A 24,509-nucleotide genomic window follows, 5' to 3' on the forward strand; every position below is an offset into this window, starting at 1 on the left:
GGGCGCTGGCGCTAGCCGGCCCCCTTCGGCAGCGGAGTTGACGATGCGCGAACGCAACGGATCGAACCTGGTCACCAGGCCTGCGGTCGAGAAATCCCTCGAGCGCTTCCCTGTTGTCCGCGACCCCGCCATGCCGGAGCGCCAGGGGCTCTACGATCCGTCGAATGAGCATGATGCCTGCGGCGTCGGCTTCATCGCCGACATGAAGAACCGCAAGAGCCATGCGATCGTCGCACAGGGCCTGCAGATTCTGCACAATATCGACCATCGCGGCGCCGTCGGCGCCGATCCCAAGCTCGGCGACGGCTGCGGCATCCTCACCCAGATCCCGCACCGCTTCTTCAAGGAAGAATGCGCGAAGATCGGCATCGAGCTGCCCGAGCCCGGCCATTACGCCATCGGCCAGTTCTTCATGCCGCAGGACGCAGAGAACCGCGCCGTCTGCGAGGAGATCGTCGCCCAGACCGTCGAGGAGGAAGGCCTGATCTTCCTCGGCTGGCGCGACGTGCCGGTCGACAACAGCGACCTCGGCGAAGCCGTCAAGGAAACCGAACCGACCCATCGCCAGATCTTCGTCGGCCGCCCGGCCGAGATCTCCGACGAGGACGATTTCGAGCGCAAGGTCTACGTCCTCAGGAAGTCGGTTTCGAACAAGGTCTACAAGCGCCAGGACCGGGCGACCGCGACCTATTACCCGGTCTCCTTCTCCTGCCGGACCATCGTCTACAAGGGCATGGTGCTGGTCACCCAGCTCGGCTCCTATTTCAAGGACCTGACCGATCCGCGCTTCGAGAGCGCCCTCGCCCTCGTCCACCAGCGCTTCGCCACCAACACCTTCCCGTCCTGGCGCCTCGCCCATCCCTACCGGATGGTCGCCCATAACGGCGAGATCAACACGCTGCGCGGCAACGTCAACTGGATGGCGGCCCGTCAGGCCTCGGTCGATTCCGAGCTCTTCGGCGCCGATATCTCCAAGCTCTGGCCGATCTCCTATGAGGGTCAGTCCGACACCGCCTGCTTCGACAACGCCCTCGAATTCCTGGTCCAGGGCGGCTACTCGCTCGCCCACGCCATGATGATGCTGGTACCCGAGGCCTGGGCCGGCAATCCGCTGATGGATGAGAGCCGGCGCGCCTTCTACGAATACCATGCCGCGCTGATGGAGCCCTGGGACGGCCCGGCGGCGATCGCCTTCACCGATGGCCGCCAGATCGGCGCGACGCTCGACCGCAACGGCCTGCGCCCGGCCCGCTATCTCGTCACCGATGACGGGCTCGTCGTGCTGGCCTCGGAGTTCGGCGTGCTGCCGATCCCGGAGGAGAAGATCGTCCAGAAGTGGCGGCTCCAGCCCGGCAAGATGCTGCTGATCGACCTCGAAGAGGGCCGCATCATCGGCGACGACGAGATCAAGCAGAGCCTCTGCCAGGCCAATCCCTACAAGGACTGGCTGAAGCGCACCCAGATCGTCCTGGAAGAGCTGCCGCCGGTGGAGGCTCGCGCCTCGCGCACCGACGTCGCCCTGCTCGATCGCCAGCAGGCCTTCGGCTACACCCAGGAAGACACCAAGATCCTGATGGCGCCGATGGCGGTGACCGGACAGGAAGCCGTCGGCTCGATGGGCACGGACACGCCGATCTCGGCGCTCTCCTCGAAGTCAAAGCTGCTCTACACCTATTTCAAGCAGAACTTCGCCCAGGTCACCAACCCGGCGATCGACCCGATCCGCGAGGAGCTCGTGATGAGCCTCCTCTCCTTCATCGGGCCGCGCCCGAACATCCTCGATCTCGAGGGCACCTCGCGCCGCAAGCGCCTCGAAGTGCGCCAGCCGATCCTGACCAATGACGATCTCGAGAAGATCCGCTGCATCGGTCATTACGAGGATCGCTTCGACACCAAGACGATCGACATCACCTATCCGGCGCGCGAAGGCGCGAACGGCATGGAAGGCGCGATCGCGCGGCTCTGCGAGCGCGCCGAGGCGGCGGTGCATGGCGGCTACAACATCATCATCCTCTCCGACCGGCAGGTCGGCGCGGACCGCATCCCAATACCGGCGCTGCTCGCGACCGCGGCCGTCCATCATCACCTGATCCGCAAGGGCCTGCGCACCTCGGTCGGCCTCGTCGTCGAATCCGGCGAGCCGCGCGAGATCCACCACTTCGCCCTGCTCGCCGGCTTCGGCGCCGAGGCGATCAACCCCTATCTCGCCTTCGAGACCATGGAGGCGCTGCTCGAGGCCGGCGAGTTCCCACCGGAGGTCGACGCCTACGAGGTGGTCAAGCGTTTCATCAAGTCGATCGGCAAGGGCCTGCTCAAGGTCATGTCGAAGATGGGCATCTCGACCTACCAGTCCTATTGCGGCGCCCAGATCTTCGACGCGGTCGGCCTGCGCTCGGAGTTCATCGACGCGTATTTCCGCGGCACCATCTCCTCGATCGAGGGCGTCGGCCTCGCCGAGATCGCCGAGGAGACCCTGCGCCGCCATCGCGACGCCTTCGGCGACTCGCCGGTCTATCGCGATGCGCTCGACGTCGGCGGCGAGTACGCCTACCGCATCCGCGGCGAGGACCATGCCTGGACGCCGGAGAACATCTCGCTGCTCCAGCATGCGGTGCGCGGCAATGCCCGCGACAAGTTCAAGGCCTATTCCGACCTGCTCAACGACCAGAGCCAGCGCTTCTCGACCATTCGCGGCCTGTTCCACGTCAAGATGGCCGAGGAGCTCGGCCATCAGGCGGTGCCGCTCGAAGAGGTCGAGAGCGCGGCCTCGATCGTCAAGCGCTTCTCGACCGGCGCCATGTCCTTCGGCTCGATCAGCCACGAGGCGCATTCGACGCTGGCGCTGGCGATGAACGCGATCGGCGGCAAGTCGAACACCGGCGAGGGCGGCGAGGAGCCGGAGCGCTTCGTGCCGCTGCCGGACGGACGCTCGATGCGCTCGGCGATCAAGCAGGTCGCCTCCGGCCGCTTCGGCGTCACCACCGAATATCTCGTCAATTCGGCGATGATGCAGATCAAGGTCTCGCAGGGCGCCAAGCCCGGCGAGGGCGGCCAGCTGCCCGGACACAAGGTCGATGCCCGCATCGCCAAGGTCCGGCATTCGACCCCGGGCGTCGGCCTGATCTCGCCGCCGCCGCACCATGACATCTACTCGATCGAGGATCTGGCGCAGCTGATCTTCGACCTGAAGAACGTCAACCCGGCGGCCGACGTCTCGGTCAAGCTGGTCTCCGAGCTCGGCGTCGGGACCGTCGCCGCCGGCGTCGCCAAGGCCCGCGCCGACCACATCACCATCGCCGGCTATGAGGGCGGCACCGGCGCCTCGCCGCTGACCTCGATCAAGCATGCCGGCTCGCCCTGGGAGATCGGTCTCGCCGAGACCCACCAGATCCTGGTGATGAACAAGCTGCGCGGCCGCATCGCGCTGCAGGTCGATGGTGGCCTGCGCACCGGGCGCGACGTCGTCATCGGTGCGCTGCTCGGCGCCGACGAGTTCGGCTTCGCCACCGCGCCGCTGATCGCCGCCGGCTGCATCATGATGCGCAAATGCCATCTCAACACCTGCCCGGTCGGCGTCGCCACCCAGGATCCGGTGCTGCGCAAGCGCTTCAAGGGCCAGCCCGAGCACGTCATCAACTTCTTCTTCTTTCTCGCCGAGGACGTGCGCGAGATCATGGCCGCGATGGGCGTGCGCAGCTTCGACGAGCTCGTCGGGCGCTCCGACTGGCTCGACAAGAAGCAGGCGATCGACCACTGGAAGGCCAAGGGGCTCGACTTCGCCCGCATCTTCCACAAGCCTGAAGCCGGCGAAGGTGTCGCCATCCGCAATGTCGAGCGCCAGGTCCACCCGATCGAGTCGGTGCTCGACCGCACCCTGATCGCCAAGGCCGGCGCCTCGCTCGACAGCGGCGCCCCGGTGGTGATCGAGAGCACGATCCGCAATGTCGACCGCTCGACCGGCGCGATGATCTCCGGCGAGATCGCCAAGCGCCACGGCGCGGCCGGCCTTCCCGAGGATGCGATCACGGTGAAGCTCACCGGCACCGCCGGCCAGAGCTTCGGCGCCTGGGTCGCCGGCGGCCTGACGCTCGACCTCACCGGCCAGGCCAACGACTATGTCGGCAAGGGCCTGTCCGGCGGCAAGCTGATCATCCGCCCCGACCCGAAGTCGCGCACCGTCGCCGAGGACGCGATCATCGTCGGCAACACCGTGCTCTACGGCGCGATCTCCGGGGAATGCTATTTCCGCGGCGTCGCCGGCGAGCGCTTCGCGGTGCGCAATTCCGGCGCGATCGCGGTGGTCGAGGGCACCGGCGACCATGGCTGCGAATACATGACCGGCGGCGTCGTCGTCGTGCTCGGCCAGACCGGCCGCAACTTCGCGGCCGGCATGTCGGGCGGCATCGCCTATGTGCTCGACGAGGACAAGAGCTTCGCCAAGCGCTGCAACCTCTCCATGGTCGATCTCGAGCCGGTGCCGGAGGAGGAGGAGCTGACCCAGCGCCTCTACCATCACGGCGGCGACCTCGAGTTCAAGGGCCGCATCGACGTCATGGCCAACATGTCGGGCTACGACGCCGAGCGCCTGCACCAGCTCATCGCCGACCACCTGAAATACACCGGATCGGCGCGGGCTCAGGCAATTCTGGAGAACTGGGCGGAGTACCTGCCCAAGTTCGTCAAGGTCATGCCGGTCGAATATCGGCGGGCGCTAATGGAAATCGAGCGGGCCCAGGCCGGCGTCTCGGTCGCGGCGGAGTGAGACGATGGGCAAGGTAACCGGCTTTCTCGAAATCGACCGGCGCGACCGGAAGTATCTCCCAGCCTCCGACCGGATCAGGAACTACAAGGAGTTCGTGATCCCGCTCGGCGCCGAGGCGACCCGCGACCAGGCGGCGCGCTGCATGAACTGCGGCATCCCGTATTGTCACAATGGCTGTCCGGTGAACAACCAGATCCCGGACTGGAACGACCTCGTCTACAACGACAAGTGGCGCGAGGCGCTGCTGAACCTGCACTCGACCAATAATTTCCCGGAGTTCACCGGCCGCGTCTGCCCCGCACCCTGCGAGGCGTCCTGCACGCTGAATCTCGAGGATACCCCGGTCACCATCAAGTCGATCGAATGCGCCATCGTCGACAAGGGCTGGCAGGAGGGCTGGATCAAGCCCGAGCCGGCCGCGACCAGGACAGGCAAGAAGATCGCCCTGATCGGCTCCGGCCCGGCCGGCCTCGCCGCCGCGCAGCAGCTCGCCCGCGCCGGTCACGAGGTCCATGTCTATGAGCGCCAGGCCCGCGCCGGCGGCCTGCTCCGTTACGGCATCCCCGACTTCAAGATGGAGAAGTCGCATGTCGAGCGCCGGGTGAAGCAGATGGAGGCCGAAGGCGTCGTCTTCCATTACGGCGTCAATGTCGGCATCGACATCGACCCGCAGGAGCTGCTCGCTGAGTACGACGCCATCGGCCTGACCGGTGGCGCCGAGAAGCCGCGCGATCTGCCGATCGAGGGCCGCGACCTCGACGGCGTCCAGTTCGCCATGGACTTCCTGCCGCAGCAGAACCGCCGCAATGGCGGCGAGCCGGAGACCACGGGCAATGCCAGGCCGATCCTCGCCGGCGGCAAGCATGTCGTCGTCATCGGCGGCGGCGACACCGGTTCCGACTGCATCGGCACCTCGGTGCGCCAGGGCGCGCTCTCGGTCACCCAGATCGAGATCATGCCGCAGCCGCCGGAGAAGGAGAACAAGCAGCTGACCTGGCCGAACTGGCCGCTGAAGCTGCGCACCTCCTCCAGCCATGAGGAAGGCGCCGAGCGCGACTTCGCCATCGGCACGCTGAAGTTCTCGGGCGAGAACGGCAAGGTGAAGCGCCTGCATTGCGCCAAGGTCGATGCCGGCTTCAAGCCGATCCCGGGCACCGAGTTCGACCTCAAGGCCGATCTCGTCCTGCTCGCCATGGGCTTCGTCTCGCCGGTGCATGACGGCCTGCTCGCAAAGCTCGGCGTCAAGCTCGACGGGCGCGGCAATGTCGAGGCCAACATGCTGGCCTACAAGACCTCGGTCGAGAAGGTCTTCGCCGCCGGCGACATGCGCCGCGGCCAGTCGCTGGTGGTCTGGGCGATCCGCGAGGGTCGCCAGATGGCGCATTCGATCGACAAGCACCTGATGGGCGAGACCATCCTGCCGCGCTGAGCGGCGGGTGCACTCACGAGAACCACGACGTCATGCTCGCCCTTGTGGCGAGCATCCACGTCTTGAGCATCGAGCCTGACCAGTGCAGCCAAGACGTGGATGGTCGGGACAAGCCCGACCATGCTGCGAATGGCATCAGTCGCAGCGGCTCACGCCCCGAGCAGATCGATCAGATGCGGGATCAGCGGCTCGTCGGCCGGCGGCATGGCAAGCTCGCGCAGCTTGCTCGCACGCAGCCATTTCAGCGCCTGGCCCTCGCGCGAGGTCACCGTCCCTTCCCAGCGCCGGCAGATATAGAGCGGCATCAGGAGGTGGAATTCGGGATAGGCGTAGCTGGCGAAGGTCAGCGGCGCGAGACAGGCTTCCTTGACCTCGATGCCAAGCTCCTCGGAGAGCTCGCGGATCAGCGCCGGCTCCGGCCGCTCGCCGGCTTCGAGCTTGCCGCCCGGGAACTCCCAGAGCCCGGCCAGGGCCTTGCCCTCGGGGCGCTGGGTGACGAGGACGCGGTTATCGGAATCGACCAGCGCGCAGGCGACGACGAGCAGCAGTTTCACGAAGCCTCATTTTCCCGAAAGGATGACCCGCACCGGCTCGGTTTCCCTGCCGGTCAGCGTCACCTCGTCATAAACCGAACCGCCCTCCCGGGAGAGCGCGTCCTCCTCGCCCCAGATCACCTGGGTGGTGACGAAATAGCGACCCGGCGCCACCTTGTCGAAGGCAAAACGGCCATTCGCCTCTGCCTTGGTGGTGCGCGTGTATTCGACGTAGCGTGGATCCGGTTCCTCTTGCGGATAGCTGGCAGCGGGGATGAACTTGGCGCGGCCATAGAGGCTGGCGAAGCGCTGGCTCGCATAGGCGGTCGCCGGCACCAACCGGACCACCTCGCCGGCCGCGTTGACGACCTGGCCCTTGGCGCGCGTGCGGAAGGCGTGCCCGGTGATCACGCCGGCTCCCGGCTTGCGGATATAGGCCGCCTCCTCCGGCGAGAAGGACGAGCTCGCTGTCGGACGCCGCTCGACGCAGGCCCCCAGCAAGGCCGTCAGGCCCAGCATGCACGCCGCAGCTTTCATCCCGTTTTCGCCCCCGCCGGCGCCGTCGTCACGAAGAAGACGCCTGCGAGGATGATGACGCCTCCGATGATCTGCCGCAACTCAAGCGTCTCGCCGAGAACCAGCACACCCATGACGGCAGCGACGACCGGCACGAGATAGCCGGTCATCGCCGCCCGGGTCGGCCCGGCCGCACGGATCAATCGCATGAAGAACGCCACCGGCATCGCCGTCGCGAACACGCCGAGCGCCAGCGCCGCCTGCCAATGCGGCGTCAGGGCCAGAAGCGCGCCCCAGCCGGAGAAGGTCAGCGTCAGCAGCAGTGCCCCGCCGCCGGAGACCACCTGCTGGCCGAGCGCCAACCGGATCGGATCGCCCGCGCGCGGCGGCACCGCGCGCGTATAGAGATTGGCGCAGGCATAGGACAACGTCGCGCCGACCATGGCGAGCAGGCTGAGCGCCGTGCCGCCGCCTTCGACCAGGCGCGGCCCGATCAGGATGGCGACGCCCGCCATGCCGACCAGTATGCCGCCGAGCCGGCGCCGGCTGAGATGCTCTTCCGAGAACAGGAAATGCGCGAACAGCGCCGTGACCAGCGGGCCCGCCGCCTGGATCATCGCCGCCGGGCCGCTGGCGAGCTGGATCAGCGCATAGGCGACGAGCACGTTCGGCAGCCAGCCATTGCAGGTGCCGAGCACGAGCCAATGACGGAGCTCGTGGCGGCGCGGCAGCGGGCTCTGGCCGCGCGCCGCGACGAACAGCGCCAGCGTCACAGCGCCGAGCAGGCCGCGGCAGGCTGCGATCGCCCAGGGGACGACGTCGCCGGCCATCAGCTTGATGAACAGGTAGCTCGAACCCCAGAGGAAGGAGCAGACGGCGAGGTTGCTGACGATGAACGTCTTGCTCGGCCCCGCCGGCCGCGCGGGCTCAGGAGCGATAGTCACCATTGATCTCGACATAGGCCTTGGTGAGATCACAGGTCCACACGGTGGACTTGCCTCGGCCAAGTCCGAGGTCGGTGGTGATGACGATGTGCTCGCCCTTCATGTAGTTGGATACGGCGACCTCGTCATAGGACGGTGCGCGGGCGCCCTGCTGCGCCACCATGATCCCGCCGAAGGAGATGTCGAGCCGGTCGCGATCGGCCGGCTCGCCGGCCTTGCCGACCGCCATGACGATGCGGCCCCAATTGGCGTCCTCGCCGGCGATCGCGGTCTTCACCAGCGGCGAATTGGCGATCGAGAGCGCGACCCTCTTGGCCGAGCGCGACGAGGCGGCGCCCTGCACCCGGATCTCGACGAATTTGCGGGCGCCCTCGCCATCCTTGCAGACGAGATGCGAAAGCTCGAGCAGGAGCGCGTTCAGCGCCCGCTTGAAGCCAGAGAGACGAGGATCGGCAGGATCGCTGATCGCAGGCACGCCGCGCGCCGCGGCCTTGCCGGTCGAGAACAGCATCAGCGTGTCCGAGGTCGAGGTGTCGCTGTCGACCGTGATCGCGTTGAACGAGCCCTTGACGCCCTTGCCGAGCAGAGCCTGCAGCACCGGGGCGGCGATCGGCGCATCGGTGAAGACGAAGGAGAGCATCGTCGCCATGTCGGGCGCGATCATACCCGCCCCCTTGGCGATGCCGGCGATGACGACCTCGTGCCCGTCGATCTTGGCCTTGCGCGACACCGCCTTGGGGAAGGTGTCGGTGGTCATGATCGCCTTGGCGGCATCGAGCCAGGATCCGTCGGCCACGCGAGAGGCACAGTCAGCCAGCACGCCCTCGAACTTGGTCGCGTCGAGCGGCTCGCCGATCACGCCGGTCGAGGCGATGAAGACTTGCTCGGGCTTGCAGCCGGCGGCCTTGGCCGCGATCTTCGCGGTCAGTGCGACGGAGTCGCGGCCCTTCAGGCCGGTGAAGGCGTTGGCGTTGCCGGAATTGACGACCACGGCCCGGGCCGTGCCCTGGGCGAGATTCGCCCGGCACCAGTCGACCGGCGCGGACGGGCATTTCGAACGGGTGAAGACGCCGGCGGCCTGAGAGCCCTCGTCGAGCAGCACCAGCAGCACGTCGGTACGGCCCTTATAGCGGATGCCGGCTTCCGCCGTGGCGAAACGCACGCCCGGCACCGCCGGAACCTTGGGCTGGCGCTTTGGCGCGAGCGGGGAAACGGGAACATCCTTGCCGGCCATCGGGGCGTCTCCTTTTGAGGCGCTTCGATGTGCCGCAGCAGCGTGCGGAAAACAAGCAGGCAATGCCGGCGTGCAGATCATGCCCGGGCCGGCTCCGGGGCATTTCGGGCGCCCCTCTTCCGAGGCGCCCGCTAAGTCTGCCTCAGGGCTTCTTCGGCTCGGCCGGCGTCGCCGGAGCCGGCGTCGCCGCCGGCTTGTCGAGGCGCTCGACCTTGGCCTTGTCGCGCAGCCCGACGATGATGTCCTGCTGCGCCTTGCGGACCAGGTACTGCTCGATCTGCGGCTTGACCTCGTCGAAGGTCGGCAGCGGCTTGGTCCGCTTGTCCTCGAGCTTGATCACATGCCAGCCGAACTGGCTCTTCACCGGCTCAGAGAGCTGGCCCTTCTCGAGCTTGAAGGCGGCCTCGGCGAATTCCGGAACCATCCGCTCCTTGGCGAACCAGCCGAGATCGCCACCTTCCTTGCCCGAACCCGGGTCCTTGGAGAGTTCGGCCGCGACCTTGGCGAAGTCCTCGCCCTTCTTCAGGCGCTCCAGCGCTGCCTTGGCCTGCGCCTCTTCCGGCACGAGGATATGGCGGGCGTGGACCTCCTCCTCCGGCTTCAGCGTCTTGACCGTGTCCTCGAACAGCTTCTTCGCAGCCTCGGGCGTCGCCGCCTTCTTGGCCTCGGTCGTCAGATACTCGTCGAGCAGGAGCTTGTTGCGATTATAGGCCACGCGCTTGGCGAAATCCGGCCCCTCGCCGATCTTGGCGGCGGCGGCGGCGCGGGCGCCGAGCTTGAGGTCGACCAGGAAGTTGATCAGCTCCTCGCGCTTGCGCTCCTCCGGCATCTGGGCGGTGCGCTCGCCGAGATCGTCGGCCGCGAGCGCGAGCTCGCTCTCGGTAATCTCGATGCCGTCGACCTTCGCGACGACCTTGTCCTGCTGCGCGAAGGCAGGCGCAGCTGCAGCCAGCACGAGGCCGAGCGACAGCGTGGCGAGACGGGAAACAACCATCGGGTGTTGGCCTTTCGATGAATGGCGCTAAAAACGGATCGGCTGGCTGAGTGCCAGCAGATCACGGCCTTGGCAAGGCACAGCGCGCGCGTCGCTGCGACCGGCGCGCTTCTGCGTCACCCCGCCGCCTCTTGGCAGGGCCGCGGCCGGACCCCACATGCGCTGCGTCGCATCGGCTGTCGCGACGACCACCTTCACAGCAAGCGCGCGCTGGACCGCGCGCCCGCACGCGTCTAAACACGCGCGTGATTTCAGGATTATCCGCTTTCGGCCGCGCCCGCCTCGTGCCGGGTCCTCCAGCCGGAAGCGCCCATGGAAAGACCGGACATGCTTGGCGCGCTCGCAAAGAAACTCTTCGGCTCGTCGAACGACCGGCGGGTCAAAGGCTACCAGCCCCGTGTCGCCGCCATCAACGCGCTCGAAGCCGAGGTCGCGAAGCTCTCCGACGATGAGCTGAAGGCCCGCACCGAGACCTTCCGCAAGCAGATCGCCGAAGGCAAATCGCTCGACGAGCTGCTCGTCCCCGCCTTTGCCACGGTCCGCGAGGCCGCCAAGCGCATCCTCGGCCAGCGCCCCTATGACGTTCAGCTGATCGGCGGCATGGTGCTGCACGAGGGCGCCATCGCCGAGATGAAGACCGGCGAAGGCAAGACCCTGGTCGCGACGCTGCCGGTCTATCTCAACGCACTCGCCGGCAATGGCGTGCACGTCGTCACCGTCAACGACTACCTCGCCCGCCGCGATGCGGAGTGGATGAGCCGGATCTACAATTTCCTCGGCCTCAGCGTCGGCATCATCGTGCACGGCCTCGACGACGAGGAGCGCCAGCGCGCCTATGCCTGCGACATCACCTACGGCACCAACAACGAGTTCGGCTTCGATTATCTGCGCGACAACATGAAGTACGAGGTCGCGCAGATGACCCAGCGCGGCCACCATTTCGCGATCGTCGACGAGGTCGACTCGATCCTGATCGACGAGGCCCGCACCCCGCTGATCATCTCCGGCCCGCTCGACGACAAGTCCGACCTCTACGTCTCGATCGACAAGGTCCTGCCGGGGCTGATCCCCGGCGATTACGAGGTCGACGAGAAGCAGCGCACGGTGGCGCTGACCGAGGCCGGCAACGAGCATATCGAGGAGCTGCTGCGAGCCGCCGACCTGCTCAAGGAGGGCGATCTCTACGATTCCGCCAACGTCACGCTGGTCCACCACGTCAACCAGGCCCTGCGCGCCCACACCCTGTTCACCCGCGACAAGGACTACATCGTCCGCGGCGACGAGGTCGTCATCATCGACGAGTTCAGCGGCCGCATGATGCCGGGGCGGCGCTATTCGGAAGGCCTGCACCAGGCGCTGGAAGCCAAGGAAGGCGTCACCGTCCAGCCCGAGAACGCGACGCTGGCCTCGATCACCTTCCAGAACTATTTCCGCCTCTACAAGAAGCTCGCCGGCATGACCGGCACCGCCGCGACCGAGGCCGACGAGTTCGAGCAGATCTACAAGCTCGAAGTGGTCGAAATCCCGACCAATGTCCCGGTCGCCCGTATCGACGACGACGACGAGGTCTACCGCACCTTCCCGGAGAAGGTGCAGTCGATCATCAAGGAGCTGGAGCGCGCCAGCGAGCGCCTTCAGCCCGTCGTGGTCGGCACCGCCTCGATCGAGAAATCCGAGATGGTCGCCGAGATGCTGATCGCCGCCGGCTTCAAGCAGATCGACTTCACCCAGCCCGGCGCGCTCGACAAGCTCTATTCGGCCGCCCGCTCGGGCAAGAGCGCCAAGCAGTTCGCCGTGCTGAACGCCCGCTTCCACGAGCAGGAAGCCTTCATCGTCGCCGAGGCCGGCGTGCCCGGCGCGATCACCATCGCCACCAACATGGCGGGCCGCGGTACCGACATCAAGCTCGGCGGTAATGTCGAGATGCGTGTCGCCCACGAGACCGCCGGCATGGAGGACGGGCCGGAGAAGCAGGCCAGGATCAAGGAGATCGAGGCCGAGGTCGCGCGCTTCAAGGAGATCGTGCTCAACGCCTCCGAGACTATCGAGCTCGAGCCGGCCAAGGGCTCGCGCCCGGCCAAGACCATGACCCGCCCCGGCGGCCTCTACATCATCGGCACCGAGCGCCATGAGAGCCGCCGCATCGACAACCAGCTGCGCGGCCGCGGCGGCCGCCAGGGCGATCCCGGTCGCTCCAAGTTCTTCCTGTCGCTGCAGGACGATCTGATGCGGATCTTCGGTTCCGACCGGATGGACGGCATGCTGCAGAAGCTCGGCCTTCAGGAGGGCGAGGCCATCGTCCATCCCTGGATCAACAAGGCGGTCGAGAAGGCGCAGGGCAAGGTCGAGGCGCGCAATTTCGACATCCGCAAGAACATCCTGAAATACGACGACGTCATGAACGACCAGCGCAAGGTCGTGTTCGAGCAGCGCCGCGACTTCATGCGCGAGGCGAGCGTGCGCGAGACCATCGACGACATGCGCCATGGCGTGGTCGAGGACACCGTCTCGCGCCGCATTCCCGAGGAGGCCTATCCCGAGCAGTGGGATGCCGCCGGCCTGCGCGAGGACGTCGCGACCTATCTCAATCTCGACCTGCCGATCGAGGACTGGGCCAAGGAAGAAGGCATCGCCGACGCCGAACTGCGCGAGCGAATCCGCAAGATCGCCGACGAGGACTATGCCGCGCGCATCGAGCGCAACACCGAAGAGGTGATGACCTATGTCGAGAAGCAGGTGCTGCTGCAGACGCTCGACCATCTCTGGCGCGAACACCTCGTCACCCTCGACCATCTGCGCCAAGTCATCGGCTGGCGTGGCTATGCCCAGCGCGACCCGCTGAACGAGTACAAGCAGGAGGCCTTCGAGCTCTTCGATGGCCTGATCGGCCGCCTGCGCGAGCAGGTCACCGGCAATCTGATGCGCATCGAGGTCCGCTTCGACGCGCCCGAGCAGGGCGGCGGCGGCTTCGATCAGCCCGGCGGCGAGCTCCCTGCGCCCCCGGCCGGCTTCTTCGGCGGCCAGTCGCAGTTCGCCGCGATCGAGGGTGACATCGCCGTCGCCGAGCGCGACCCGAACGACCCCGCGAGCTGGGGCAAGGTCGGCCGCAACGAGCTTTGCCCCTGCGGCTCCGGCAAGAAGTACAAGCACTGCCACGGCCAGTTCGTCTGAGCCGTCCCCGCAGGCGCTGATAGAAGCGAAAAGCTCCGGCCCATGGGCCGGAGCTTTTTTCTTGCGAGCAGCATCGGCTCCGCTTTTGGCTTAGGCGAAGCCCGATCAGGCCGCCATTCAGGCTCTGTGGCGCTGCGGCAAGCGCGGCAGCAGGATGGTCAGCAAGCCCAGCAGCGGCAGATAGGAGCAGATGCGATAGACGAAGCCGATGCCATGGGCATCGGCCAGGCCACCGAGCAGGGCGGCGCCGAGGCCCCCCGCTCCAAAGGCGAAGCCGAAGAACATGCCAGCGATCAGGCCGACACGGCCCGGAACCAGCTCCTGCGCAAAGACCACGATGGCCGAGAAGGCGGAGGCGAAGATCAGCCCGATCGCGACGCTCAGCACGCCGGTCCAGAACAGATTGGCATAGGGCAGCAGCAGCGCGAACGGGATGACGCCCAGGATCGAGAACCAGATCACGAAGCGCGCCCCGAATCGATCGCCGATCGGCCCGCCGACGAAGGTCCCGACCGCCGCGGCACCGAGGAACAGGAACAGCATCAGCTGCGCGTCCCGGAAGCCGAGCTGGAACTGCTCGATGACGTAGAAGGTGAAATAGCTCGATATGCTCGCCATGTAGACGTTCTTCGTCGCGGTCAGCAGCACGAGCACGAACAGCGCGAAGGCAACGCGCCTCCCCGGCAGCGGCAAGGCCCGGCTGACTGGCGGGCGTCCCGCCTGCGCCCGGCGATGGGCCGCATACCAGCGCCCGACCCGGGTGAGGATCAGCACGCCCGCCATCGCGATCACCGAGAGCCAGGCGACGCTGCCCTGGCCGAAGGGCAGCACGATGAAAGCCGCCAGCAACGGGCCCAGCGCCGAGCCGAGATTGCCGCCGACCTGGAACAGGGACTGCGCCAGGCCGTGGCGCCCGCCCGAGGCGAGCCGCGCCACCCGGGACGCCTCCGGGTGGAAGACGGCCGAGCCGAAGCCGATCAGGCAGGCCGCGACGATCAGCACCGCGAAATTATGCGCATTCCCGAGCAGGATCAGCCCGCCGAAGGTCGAGGCCATGCCGGCGGGCGCCGAATAGGGCATCGGCCAGCGATCCGTCACCATGCCGACGACCGGCTGCAGCAGCGAGGCGGTGACCTGGAAGGCCATGGTCAGCAGGCCGATCTGGACGAAGTCCAGGCCGTAATTCGCCTTGAACAGCGGATAGAGCGAGGCCAGCAGCGACTGCATGACGTCGTTGAGCAGGTGGCAGAAGCTGACGGCGAGCAGGATCGAGGTCGTCGCCTTCTCGAAACGCGGGCGGGCTTCCGGGGCAACTGCGACCATCGACTTGATCTCCTCGCGCGGATCGATCGCGCGAGGCTCTTCTACAGAGCTTGCCGATGACCTTCATTCGTGTTTCGGTCAAAAACTTTCGCGTTTGGGCCAAAGATGAAAGCGTTGCCACGCCAGAGATTGGAAGCACTCGACGAGCAACACCGCCGCAATCTCGGCTGGATCGCCCGCTCGGATTCCGACATCCTCGTCCACAGCTCGGACAACCCTGTGGGCTACAGGATCCCGCTCCACTGCCATCGCCACGACCAGTTGCTCTGTGCCTTCGCGGGCGTGGTGCTCGTCGAGACCGAGCGGGGCTGCTGGATGATCCCGCCCGGCCACGCGCTCCTCATTCCCGCGCAATTGCAGCACGCCGTCGAGATGCTGAGCGCTGTCGACATGAAATCGGTCTATCTCCTGCCCGGGCTCGGCGACCTCGCGGGCCGCATGCTGCAGGTGCTAGGGGTCACCGACCTTGCCCGCGCACTGATCGGCGAGGCGATCCGGCTGCGCGATGCGGCGCCGGGCACGCGCAAGGCCGTACTGGTGCTGGAATTGCTGGCGCAGGAGATCGCGACCCTCGAAGCACGGCCGCTCGGCCTGCCCTTCCCGGCGGACAAGCGTCTCGCCGCGCTCTGCCGGACCTATATGACCGCGCCCGCGGCCGATGAGCGGCTGGGCGACTGGGCCGGGAAGCTCGCCATGAGCCGGCGCACCTTCACGCGCTTCTTCCAGAAGGAGACCGGCCTCAGCTTCGTCGCCTGGCGCCAGCAGGCGAGCCTGTTCGCCTGCCTGCCGAAACTGGCCGAAGGCGCGTCCGTCACCGATATCGCCATGCTGGCTGGCTACGACAATGTCGCGGCCTTCACGACGATGTTCCGGCGCAGGCTCGGAACCGCGCCGCGCAACTATATGCGCGCCGCGACGGCGCGATAGTTGCTGCCTCGCGCATCTGGCGTTGCTGCCGCTCAATCCGCCGCAAACAGGGCCTCGACCGCACCCAGCGCCTCGATCTCGACCCTGGCGACGGCGCCTGGTGGCAGCCATTGCGTCTTCACCAGGCTGCCGAGCAGCACGGTCTCGCCGGCGCGCAAGGGCGCGCCGCGCGCCTGCGCATGCTCCGCCAGCCAGGCCAGCGCCGCATAGGGATGGCCCAGCACGTCAGCACCCACGCCGGCGCCGACCTCGACGCCGTCGACCAGCGTCCTGCCATGCAGCCCGGCGAGATCCGGCAGGGCATCCGGCGCAAGCCCGGCCCCGAGCACGCAACCGGCCGCAAAAAAGTCGTCGGCGATCAGCATCGGCGTGCCGATGCTCTGCCAGTCGACATAGCGGTCGTCGACGATCTCGATTGCCGCCATCACTGCGCCGACAGCGCCGCGCACGCTGTCGACGCCCGCGCCCTCCCCGGGAAGATCATGCGCCAGCCTGACCGCGATCTCGCATTCGACGCCGACACGGACGAAGTCGCCATGGCGCAGCACGGCTCCGCTCGCATGGCTCGTACCGGCGAAGAGCCCAGCGGCACAGGGGTGGTCGATACCGAGATAATCCTGCATCACCGGCGTGGTGCAGCCGATCTTCCAGCCGCTGCGCCGGCCAAAGCGCGAGGCGGCCAGTCGGCGGTGCACGGCGCCCTGCACGGCATAGGCCCGGGCGACGTCGGCCGGGGCCTCGCCCGCTTGCGCCGGCAAGGGCGTGCGCGCGAGCCGGGCGGCGGCGATCGTCTCCGCAAGGGCATCGATGGCTTTGGTCTCAGGCAAGGCGGGCTCCCGGCATTCTCCGGCCAAGCCTGCCATGGCAGCGCCTGATCTGGCCAGCATGGAGCCACAAAAGCAGAAAGCCCGCTGGCGCGGGCTTTCGAGATCGCTTCCGAAATTCAGGCGACGTCACTTCGGCGCAAAGATGCCGACGCTGCTCGCGGTGATGTCGAAGGAAAGCGTGCCGACCACGGTCGGGTTGCACCATTTCGAGCGGCCGGACCCGGAGACGATGCCGCGCGGATCGGCCGTCAGCGCGAAGCATTCGGTCTTCGACAGGCTGGTGTCATGATAGCGCACATCCGCCGTCAGGTTCTTCCAGGTGTAGGAGAGGCCGGCGTTCCAATAAGTGTAGTCGGGCAGATCGACCGGCGCCGCGAAATAGATGCTCGCATTGGGCGTGCCGAGCCAATAGCGCCCGACCTCGCCCGAGACCGAGAGCCCTTCGAGGAAGGGCAGGTTGTACTTGGCCGTGAGCGCGCCATAGGTGCCGGTCGCGCCGGTGCCGAGCCAGTCCCAGGCGTAGAAGAGGTTGGCGCCGACGATCAGCTTATCCTCGAAATTATAGGACAGCTTGCCATAGACCTCGGTAAAATCGGTGTTCTTCGGCGTCCAGTAGCCGCCGGCCAGGTCGATATACTGCTTCTCATTGGGGTAATAATACTGCCAGACGCCGGCATCGACGGTGAAGGGGCCGAATTTCGGCCGGATGCCGGCATAGAAGTCGATCTCGGCCGGCGGGCTGGTGGCGAGATCGACATTCGAGGCGTAGACGCCGGCATAGACCAGGTTGTCGTAGAACTGCAGCTCGGCGCCACCCTGGATCGCCGGCTTGCGATCGGTCTGCGAGATGCCGCGGAAATTATAGTCGGTCATGCCCTTGATGCTGACCGCAATGTCGAACCAGGTGATGCTCGGCGCCACCGGGGCCGGCGGCGGCGCCTTTCGGCTCGGCAGGTCGGAAGCCTGCGCCATGCCGGCGGCCGTCAGCGAGAGCGACAGCGCCGTGGCGGCCGTCGCGAGCCTGGAGATACCAAAGACCATCGAAAGCTCCGTCGAAGAGTTTCTGCCCGAAACAGCTCGCGCATTGGCCCGATTAGGCTTTTCTCCCTCCGGAATCGGCAAGACGAGGATTTCGGCAGGCCGCTCAGCAAACGAGCAAAGAGGCCCTTGCAGGCCCCAGGACTGCACAGCAAAACGCCCGCTGCGATCGAACGCAGCGGGCGTGATATTTTTGTATCAGCCGGGCCGGCGGGCGGCCTCGCGGGTCAGCGCGTCGCGGGCTTGCTCGCATAGGCGGCGTCGGCCTGATCCAGCTGCGAGGTGCGCAACGCCGTCGAACGACGCGGCGGCAGCGGCGCGACCATGCGCTGTGGCGTTTCCGGCACGACCGAGGCCACCGGCGCCGCCTCCGCCGGCTTCTCCGAAGAGCCACCGAGCAGCGGCACGAAGCTCAGCGCGCGCTGGTAGAAGGAAGGCTGCTCGGCGCTGGCGGTCTGGATCGGCTCGGCTGTCGCCGCGCCGGGCGAGACCTTGGCGAGCTGCGTAGCCGCGTCAGCCGGCTTGGCAGCGGCGGCAGGCTTCGCCGGGGCGGCCGCTACAGCGACCTCAGCAGGCTTGGTTTCCGCCGCCGGCTGCTCGGCCGCACCACGCACCGCCGCGAGGACGGCATCGTTCTCGGCGGATTCGGCCCGCACCGTCGCCTTCGTCCGGCCCTTGTCGTCGAGCACGACGACACGCGGCCCGATCAGGGAGTCGACGCGGCTGATGCCGACATTGCGCGACCCCCAGGCGACCGACCGGTTCAGCGCATCGGCGCCGGACTGCGCCAGCTGGCGCTTGAAGGAGGAATGCTGGTCGCCATCGTCATAGATCAGCTTGATCGCCGGCGTGCCCTTGGAGACCAGTGCAGCGACCTGGATGTCATCCTGCTGGCGCTTTTGCGCGATCGCCTGCGCGACGGAGGAATCGCCGCCCTTGTTGAAGACGTAGCGGCCGCCGGAAACCCCGACTGCCGGCTCGTCCTTGGCGATCTCGAAATAGTCCGAGCCTTCCTTGAGGTTCTTCCAGAACCCCATATTCGGGTCGAGCCGGTGCTTGGCGAGGTTCTCCGGCGTCATCCGGAACGGGAAGGCCTGCATCTGGACGGCACGCTGGCCGCCATTTTGGGCCTCGCGGACCAGGGCATAGAGCTCGCCGATCTGATCGTCGGTCATCGAATAGCAACCGGCCGAGGAGCAGGCGCCATGCACCATCAGATGCGCGCCGGTGCGGCCATGCGAGCGGTCATAGGCGTTGGGATAGCCCATGTTGAACGAGACATAGAACGACGAGTTCGGGTTCATCTGCGCCGGGGTGATGGCGTAGAAACCCTCCGGCGCCATCCGGTCGCCTTCGCGGACCTTGGGGCCGAGCTGGCCGGACCAGCGGCACATCGGGAAGGTCTTGAGCAGCGCATACTTGCCGTCGGCGCGCTTCTTCCAGATCTCGAGCTCCGACTCCTTCTTGTAGGAGCGAATCACGATCGGCTGGCTCTTGCTCATGCCCTTCTCGGACATCAGCGAATAGGTCGCGGACGGAATCGGGATGTTGTGGCGAGCCGAACCGCGATAGCGGTCCTCTTCGCAGGCGGCCAGGGTGAGGGCGATCAGGGCCGTCAGCGCGAGATGTTTCACTGCCACGTTGTCATTCCCATCGCTCGGCCGTCTGACCCGACCATGCATCGAGCATCGCGGCCAAATTATGCCGCTAGCCCGGATTTAGAACCGTTAGGCTTGAGCGTTCCTTACCACAGGCTTCCTCGGAATGGCCATATCTGGAACACCGAAGAATCAGGGCGCTCGCCCGCCCCCTCAGAGGGACCGGCCGATCGCCAGATATTTGTCCGCCCGCCGCTCGACGATCTCGTCGGCGCTCAGTCCGGCGAGATCCGCGAGCGCCGCGGCGATCGCGGCCCCGGCCCGCTCGATCGCCAGCTGCGGCTCGCGATGGGCGCCACCGGTCGGCTCCGGGACGATCTTGTCGATCACGCCGAATTTCAGCAGGTCCTGTGCGGTGATCTTCATGCCGGTCGCGGCATCCTGCGCCCGGGCGGTGTCACGCCACAGGATCGAGGCGGCGCCTTCCGGCGAGATCACCGAATAGATCGCGTGCTCCATCATCAGCACGCGGCTCGCCGCCGCAATCGCGATGGCGCCGCCCGAGCCGCCCTCGCCGATCACCAGCGCGACGCTCGGCGTGCGCAGGGCAAGGCAGGTCTCGGTCGAGCGGGCGATCGCCTCGGCCTGGCCGCGCTCCTCGGCCTCGATGCCCGGATAGGCTCCGGCCGTGTCGATGAAGCTCAGAACCGGCAGGCCGAAACGGTCGGCGAGCTCCATCAGGCGCACCGCCTTGCGATAGCCCTCGGGCTTCGGCATGCCGAAATTATGCCGGATGCGGGTCTCCGTCGAGTTGCCCTTCTCCTGGCCGATGACGCAGACCGGCTCGCCACGGAAGCGGCCGAAGCCGCCGACGATGGCCTCGTCCTCGCCGAAGGCGCGGTCTCCGGCCAGCGGGGTGAACTCATCGATCAGCCCGGCGCAATAATCGAGGAAATGCGGCCGCTGCGGGTGCCGCGCCACCAGCGTCTTCTGCCAGGGCGTCAGCGCGCCATAGAGGTCCTTGAGCGACTGACCGGCCTTGGCCTCGAGCTTCCCGATCTCCTCGGTCAGCGAATAGCCGTCGCCCTTGGCGTCGAGCGCCCGCAGCTCATCGGCCTTGGCCTCCAGTTCGGCAACCGGCTTCTCGAAATCCAGATAGCTTCGCATCGACATCCAGTTCTGGTCCCACATCCTGAAGGGAGACACATCCGCGCGACGGCGACGGTCGGGGAACCCACGAAAAAGCGGCGGACCTTGGCCGCGCCCCGCCGCGATTGTCAACCCGGCGGCGGTGACGCACCATGATCCCGGTTCAGCCGGCGCGACGGCGTCGGCTGCGGCAACAACACCGGCCGGAAGGCGAAACTACGGCGTGTCGCCCGCAAGGGCGCCTGGCGATAGAATTGCTTGGTGGCGTCGACGATATGCACCCCGGCGAAGGGCAGCGACAACCCGGCACCGAATTTTTCCCAGGCACCGGCCGAACGCAGGAACAGGCGCCGGCGCAGCGGAGGCACATAGAGCGCTTCACTCCAGCTCTCCGGCGAGAACATCGCCCGGCGCATCAGATTCTCGAGTTGGGTGCGGCTGAACGGCCGGCCATGCCCGAAGGGAGTCGTGTCCATCCGGGCCCAGAGCCCACGGCGATTCGGCGCGATCACGATCAGCCTGCCGCCGGGATTGAGCACGCGCGAGGCCTCCTCCAGCAGGTCCTCGGGGCTCTCCGTCTCTTCGAGCGCATGCACGATCAGCACGCGATCGACCGAGGCGGTGGGCAGCGGCAGCAAGGTCGGCTCGACCAGCGCGGAGGACGACAGCCCCTGGGAGGGCCAGTTCAGCACGCCCTGCGCCGCCGGCATGAAGGCGATGACGCGCTCGGCCTCGCCGCCGATCAAGGGCAGATAGGGCGTCGCGAAGCCGAGGCCGAGCAATCGCTGGCGCTGGCAATGCGGCCAGAGCCGCAGCACCACCCGTCCGACCGCCTGGCGCGCCACATGCCCGAGCGGACTGGCATAGAAGGCACGCAGGTCGACGACATCGAGAGCCATCCGACGGAGATGGCGCAGGCAGCGCACGAGTGCAAGGGTGCTCCTTGAAGAGGAGATTGGGCTTGGCCTGCCAAAGCCGCTATGAAGCGGCTCGACACGGCCGGCGTTAGGCCGCTGCTTCCGGAGCCTGCCATGCTTCTCGACATCCATGTCTTCCGCACGCTCAGCGACAATGCCGGCGCCCTGCTCCACGATCCGGCGAGCGGAGCCTGCGCCGCCGTCGACGTGCCCGATGCCGGCGAGGTCCTCGCCGCGGCCAGAGCCAAGGGCTGGGCGATCTCGCAGATTCTGGTCACCCATGAGCACGCCGACCATATCCAGGGCATCGCCGCGCTGAAGCAGGCGACCGGCGCCCGCGTCTACGCTCCCGCGGCCGCCCGCGGCGCCGCCCCCGTCGATGTCGTCATCGGCGAAGGCGACCATGTCGCGCTCGGCGGCGATGATTTCGAGGTCTGGGCGACGCCCGGCCATGCCGAAGGCCATGTCAGCCTGATCAGCCGCGCCTCCGCTCTCGCCCTCGTCGGCGACGTCGTCTTCGTCATGGGCTGCGGCCGCGTCATGCCCGGCCGGATGGAGGCGATGTGGACCTCGCTGTCGCGCCTGATGGCGCTGCCGGACGCCACCAGGCTGATCACCGGCCATGACTACACCTTGTCGAACGCGCGCTTCGCCGCGGCGATGGACCCGGGCAATCCCGCAGTCGCAGCCCGCTTCGCCGAGGCCGAGGCCGCCAAGGCTGCCGGCCGCTTCTGGGCGCTGACGACGATCGCTGAGGAAAAGGCGACGAATCCGTTCTTCCGCGCCGGTGAGACCGCGCTCGCCGCCACGCTCGGGCTCGTCGGCAAGCCGGCCGGCGAAATCTTCGCCGCGCTGCGCGAAGCTAAGAACAAGTTCTGAGCACCGGCTCTTTTTTGCCCTCATCCTGAGGAGCCGCGCAGCGGCGTCTCGCAGGATGCTCCAGAGCACGCTGGAAACATCCTTCTAGACGCGATCTGCGATCGCTCCTCAGGATGAGGGCTGAAGGACCCAGACATCACACAGGACCGCAACCATGAGCCCACGGCTGGACGGCCTCGATGCGGCCGGCATCATCGCGCTGCTCGAGCTGCAGCCGCATCCCGAGGGCGGGCATTACCGCGAGACCTTCCGCGACCCGCAGGGGCCGGAAGGCCGCGGCTTCTCGACCGCGATCTATTACCTGCTCGATGCCGGCGAGAGCTCGCACTGGCACCGTGTCGACGCGGTCGAGATCTGGCATCACTATGCCGGCGCGCCTCTGGCGCTCAGCCTGTCGCAGGACGGCGCCAGCGCCGCGACCCAGCATCTCGGCAAGGATCTCGCCGCCGGCCAGCGCCCGCAGATCGTCGTGCCCGCCGGCTGCTGGCAGAGCGCCGTCTCCCTCGGTGGCTGGACGCTGGTCGGCTGCACGGTCGCGCCGGGCTTCGCCTTCTCGACCTTCGAGATGGCGAAGCCCGGCTGGCAGCCCGGGGATCACTGAGCATGGACAAACCCGTCACCGACCTCGCGCTGGTCCGCGCCTGCGAAAGCCGCATCGTCAATGCCTGGCCCGCGCCCACGACCTTGGTCATCGACGACTGGGTGGTGCGCTTCGCCAATGGCTATTCCGGCCGCGCCAACTCCGCTTCGGCCCTGCAGGCCGACGCCGAAATGGACGATGACACCCTCGCATTCATCGAAAAGCTCTATGCCGAGGCCGGGCTGCCGCCGCGCGTCCGCTTCACGCCGCTCGTCGCCGAAGGCGCCCGCCGGCGCTTCGCTGCGCGCGGCTACCGGATCGAGACCGCCTCCTTCGGCATGGTCGCCGAGCTCGATCCTGCCCGGCATCCGGAAGATCCGGAGATGCTCGTCGAGCCGCTCGCGGCGGAAGCCTGGGTCACCGGCGTCTGCAGCCACCAGACCGGCAACAAGCGCAATCGCGCGCATCTCTCAGCCATCGTCTCGGGCGTGCGCCTGCCAGCCGCCTTCGCGACCCTGCTGCATGAGGGCCGCCCCGCCGCCTATGCGATGAGCGTCGCCGAGCGCGGTATGGCCGAGATCGGCGCGGTGATCGTCGACGAGAGCCTGCGCGGAAAAGGTCTCGGCAAGAAGCTGATGCTCGGCCTGATGGGCTGGGCCGCGGCGCAGGGCTGCAGCCTCGCCTATCTCCAGGTCGACCAGAGCAACGGCCTCGCCTTCGAGATGTATCGCCGGCTCGGCTTTCGCACGGTCTACGCCTACGAGACGCGCGTGCGGGACCGCTGAAGCGGCCTTCCGGCACCCGGGCCAAAGCTCGCGACCAGCGCTCCGACCGCGATCAGCACGCAGGCCAAAGCGAGCAGCCAGCTCGCCGCGGCATAGCCGGCGAGCACCAGGACGATGGTCGAGAGCACCGGAGCGGCATAGGAGGCGACGCCGAGCAGGGAGACGTCGCCCTGCTTCATGCCGATGTCCCAGCAGACGAAGGCGAGTCCGGTCGCGCCAAGGCCGAGCCCCAGCACGCCGCCCCACTCGACGAGGCTCGGCGTCCACAAGCTCTGCTCGAAGGCGAGATGGCAGGCCAGGGCCGCGACGGCGCAGCCGAGCATGGTGACGCCGAGGCTCTCGGAGGGAACGCCGGCGAAGCGGCGCGAGACCACCGAATAGCTCGCCCAGACGAAGGCGCCCAGCGCCGCCAGCACATGGCCGAGCTGAATACCGTCACCGCCGGCGCCGAGACTTCCCGAAATCAGCACCGCCGTCGCCATGAGGCCGATCAGGGCCCCGGCGAGATGGCGCAGCCTCAGCCCGCCGCCCGGCAGCAAAGCCGCGAACAGCACGATCAGCAGCGGCCAGAGATAATGGATCAGATTGGCCTCGGCCGGCGGCGCCGTCTTGACCGCGGCATAGTAGAGCGCGCTGTCGCCGAAGGGACCGTAGAGCCCAAGCAGGAAGGAGGCCGGCGTCGGCCGCGCCAGATGCAGCCGGCCCCGCGCCGCCGCGATCGCGAGGATGAACAGGCCGCCGATCACGAAGGTCATGGCGACGAGCTGGAAGGCCGGAATCCGGCCGCTCATCGCCGTGAACAGCGCCAAAGTCGACCAGAGCAGGATGGCGACGAGGCCGGTCGCGGTGGCGGTGCGGGAGGTCATCGGTGGCGCTCGGCAGAGGCGCGGCAGGGGCGCAGCA

Annotated in this window: 19 protein-coding genes; 7 read left to right on the top strand and 12 right to left on the bottom strand. The window is 67.4% G+C overall.

Annotated features, from left to right (window positions below):
- The first annotated feature begins 43 nt into the window (after nucleotides 1-43).
- Together gltB and ACWGRX_RS23800 are read left to right on the top strand one after the other, a co-directional pair.
- Nucleotides 44-4,762, top strand: a complete 4,719-nt coding sequence (gene gltB, locus ACWGRX_RS23795) for a glutamate synthase large subunit (protein ID WP_452119589.1) — start codon at nucleotides 44-46, stop codon at nucleotides 4,760-4,762.
- 4 nt (nucleotides 4,763-4,766) lie between these two features.
- The gene (locus ACWGRX_RS23800; protein WP_452119590.1) at nucleotides 4,767-6,191 is read left to right on the top strand and encodes a glutamate synthase subunit beta; all 1,425 of its coding nucleotides are present in this window, start codon (nucleotides 4,767-4,769) and stop codon (nucleotides 6,189-6,191) included.
- A 149-nt stretch (nucleotides 6,192-6,340) separates the two neighbouring features.
- On the opposite strand, the gene mutT is transcribed toward ACWGRX_RS23800, so the two are convergent.
- The 5 genes from mutT to ACWGRX_RS23825 all read right to left on the bottom strand — a co-directional run bounded on the left by mutT (nucleotide 6,341) and on the right by ACWGRX_RS23825 (nucleotide 10,412).
- Nucleotides 6,341-6,745: an 8-oxo-dGTP diphosphatase MutT gene (mutT, locus tag ACWGRX_RS23805; RefSeq protein WP_291638584.1), complete on the bottom strand. Its 405-nt coding sequence runs from the start codon at nucleotides 6,743-6,745 to the stop codon at nucleotides 6,341-6,343.
- Between the two features lie 6 nt (nucleotides 6,746-6,751).
- Nucleotides 6,752-7,243, bottom strand: coding sequence for a carboxypeptidase regulatory-like domain-containing protein (locus ACWGRX_RS23810; RefSeq protein WP_452119591.1), 492 nt, complete (start codon nucleotides 7,241-7,243; stop codon nucleotides 6,752-6,754).
- A gap of 14 nt (nucleotides 7,244-7,257) precedes the next feature.
- Nucleotides 7,258-8,184, bottom strand: coding sequence for a DMT family transporter (locus ACWGRX_RS23815; protein WP_452119592.1), 927 nt, complete (start codon nucleotides 8,182-8,184; stop codon nucleotides 7,258-7,260).
- Nucleotides 8,168-9,418, bottom strand: coding sequence for a bifunctional glutamate N-acetyltransferase/amino-acid acetyltransferase ArgJ (argJ, locus tag ACWGRX_RS23820; RefSeq protein ID WP_291638587.1), 1,251 nt, complete (start codon nucleotides 9,416-9,418; stop codon nucleotides 8,168-8,170). Before argJ ends, ACWGRX_RS23815 begins: the two co-directional genes overlap by 17 nt.
- A 142-nt stretch (nucleotides 9,419-9,560) precedes the next feature.
- Entirely contained in the window at nucleotides 9,561-10,412 is an 852-nt protein-coding gene (locus ACWGRX_RS23825; protein ID WP_452119593.1) for a peptidylprolyl isomerase, read from the bottom strand.
- 327 nt (nucleotides 10,413-10,739) lie between these two features.
- Here ACWGRX_RS23825 and secA point away from each other — a divergent pair, with 327 nt between their 5' ends.
- Complete coding sequence (secA, locus tag ACWGRX_RS23830; RefSeq protein ID WP_452119624.1) at nucleotides 10,740-13,583, top strand: preprotein translocase subunit SecA; 2,844 nt, start codon at nucleotides 10,740-10,742, stop codon at nucleotides 13,581-13,583.
- Between the two features lie 117 nt (nucleotides 13,584-13,700).
- Here the strand turns inward: secA and ACWGRX_RS23835 are convergent, their stop codons facing one another.
- Entirely contained in the window at nucleotides 13,701-14,906 is a 1,206-nt protein-coding gene (locus ACWGRX_RS23835; RefSeq protein ID WP_452119594.1) for an MFS transporter, read from the bottom strand.
- A gap of 105 nt (nucleotides 14,907-15,011) precedes the next feature.
- Here ACWGRX_RS23835 and ACWGRX_RS23840 point away from each other — a divergent pair, with 105 nt between their 5' ends.
- Entirely contained in the window at nucleotides 15,012-15,833 is an 822-nt protein-coding gene (locus tag ACWGRX_RS23840; protein WP_452119595.1) for an AraC family transcriptional regulator, read from the top strand.
- A 32-nt stretch (nucleotides 15,834-15,865) separates the two neighbouring features.
- On the opposite strand, the gene ACWGRX_RS23845 is transcribed toward ACWGRX_RS23840, so the two are convergent.
- The 5 genes from ACWGRX_RS23845 to ACWGRX_RS23865 form a co-directional block, all read right to left on the bottom strand.
- Entirely contained in the window at nucleotides 15,866-16,660 is a 795-nt protein-coding gene (locus ACWGRX_RS23845) for a 2-keto-4-pentenoate hydratase (protein ID WP_452119596.1), read from the bottom strand.
- A gap of 126 nt (nucleotides 16,661-16,786) precedes the next feature.
- Entirely contained in the window at nucleotides 16,787-17,701 is a 915-nt protein-coding gene (locus ACWGRX_RS23850) for a TorF family putative porin (protein ID WP_452119597.1), read from the bottom strand.
- 224 nt (nucleotides 17,702-17,925) lie between these two features.
- Nucleotides 17,926-19,338 carry a L,D-transpeptidase family protein gene (locus tag ACWGRX_RS23855; protein WP_452119598.1) on the bottom strand — a complete coding sequence of 471 codons (1,413 nt, stop codon included), beginning with the start codon at nucleotides 19,336-19,338 and terminating at the stop codon, nucleotides 17,926-17,928.
- A 171-nt stretch (nucleotides 19,339-19,509) separates the two neighbouring features.
- Nucleotides 19,510-20,463, bottom strand: a complete 954-nt coding sequence (locus ACWGRX_RS23860; protein WP_291648511.1) for an acetyl-CoA carboxylase carboxyltransferase subunit alpha — start codon at nucleotides 20,461-20,463, stop codon at nucleotides 19,510-19,512.
- 110 nt (nucleotides 20,464-20,573) lie between these two features.
- Complete coding sequence (locus ACWGRX_RS23865; RefSeq protein ID WP_452119599.1) at nucleotides 20,574-21,344, bottom strand: class I SAM-dependent methyltransferase; 771 nt, start codon at nucleotides 21,342-21,344, stop codon at nucleotides 20,574-20,576.
- Between the two features lie 132 nt (nucleotides 21,345-21,476).
- Between ACWGRX_RS23865 and gloB the strand changes: the two genes are divergently transcribed.
- The 3 genes from gloB to ACWGRX_RS23880 all read left to right on the top strand — a co-directional run bounded on the left by gloB (nucleotide 21,477) and on the right by ACWGRX_RS23880 (nucleotide 23,606).
- On the top strand, nucleotides 21,477-22,241 hold the full coding sequence (gene gloB, locus ACWGRX_RS23870; protein ID WP_452119600.1) for a hydroxyacylglutathione hydrolase: 765 nt from the start codon (nucleotides 21,477-21,479) through the stop codon (nucleotides 22,239-22,241).
- Between the two features lie 154 nt (nucleotides 22,242-22,395).
- On the top strand, nucleotides 22,396-22,842 hold the full coding sequence (locus ACWGRX_RS23875; protein WP_452119601.1) for a cupin domain-containing protein: 447 nt from the start codon (nucleotides 22,396-22,398) through the stop codon (nucleotides 22,840-22,842).
- 2 nt (nucleotides 22,843-22,844) lie between these two features.
- Nucleotides 22,845-23,606 (top strand): GNAT family N-acetyltransferase, encoded by a 762-nt coding sequence (locus tag ACWGRX_RS23880; RefSeq protein WP_452119602.1) that lies wholly within the window; start codon nucleotides 22,845-22,847, stop codon nucleotides 23,604-23,606.
- On the opposite strand, the gene yddG is transcribed toward ACWGRX_RS23880, so the two are convergent.
- On the bottom strand, nucleotides 23,579-24,472 hold the full coding sequence (yddG, locus tag ACWGRX_RS23885; RefSeq protein WP_452119603.1) for an aromatic amino acid exporter YddG: 894 nt from the start codon (nucleotides 24,470-24,472) through the stop codon (nucleotides 23,579-23,581). The genes ACWGRX_RS23880 and yddG overlap by 28 nt on opposite strands.
- Nucleotides 24,473-24,509 lie beyond the last annotated feature (37 nt).

Source organism: Allobosea sp. NPDC055594 (assembly GCF_053618995.1).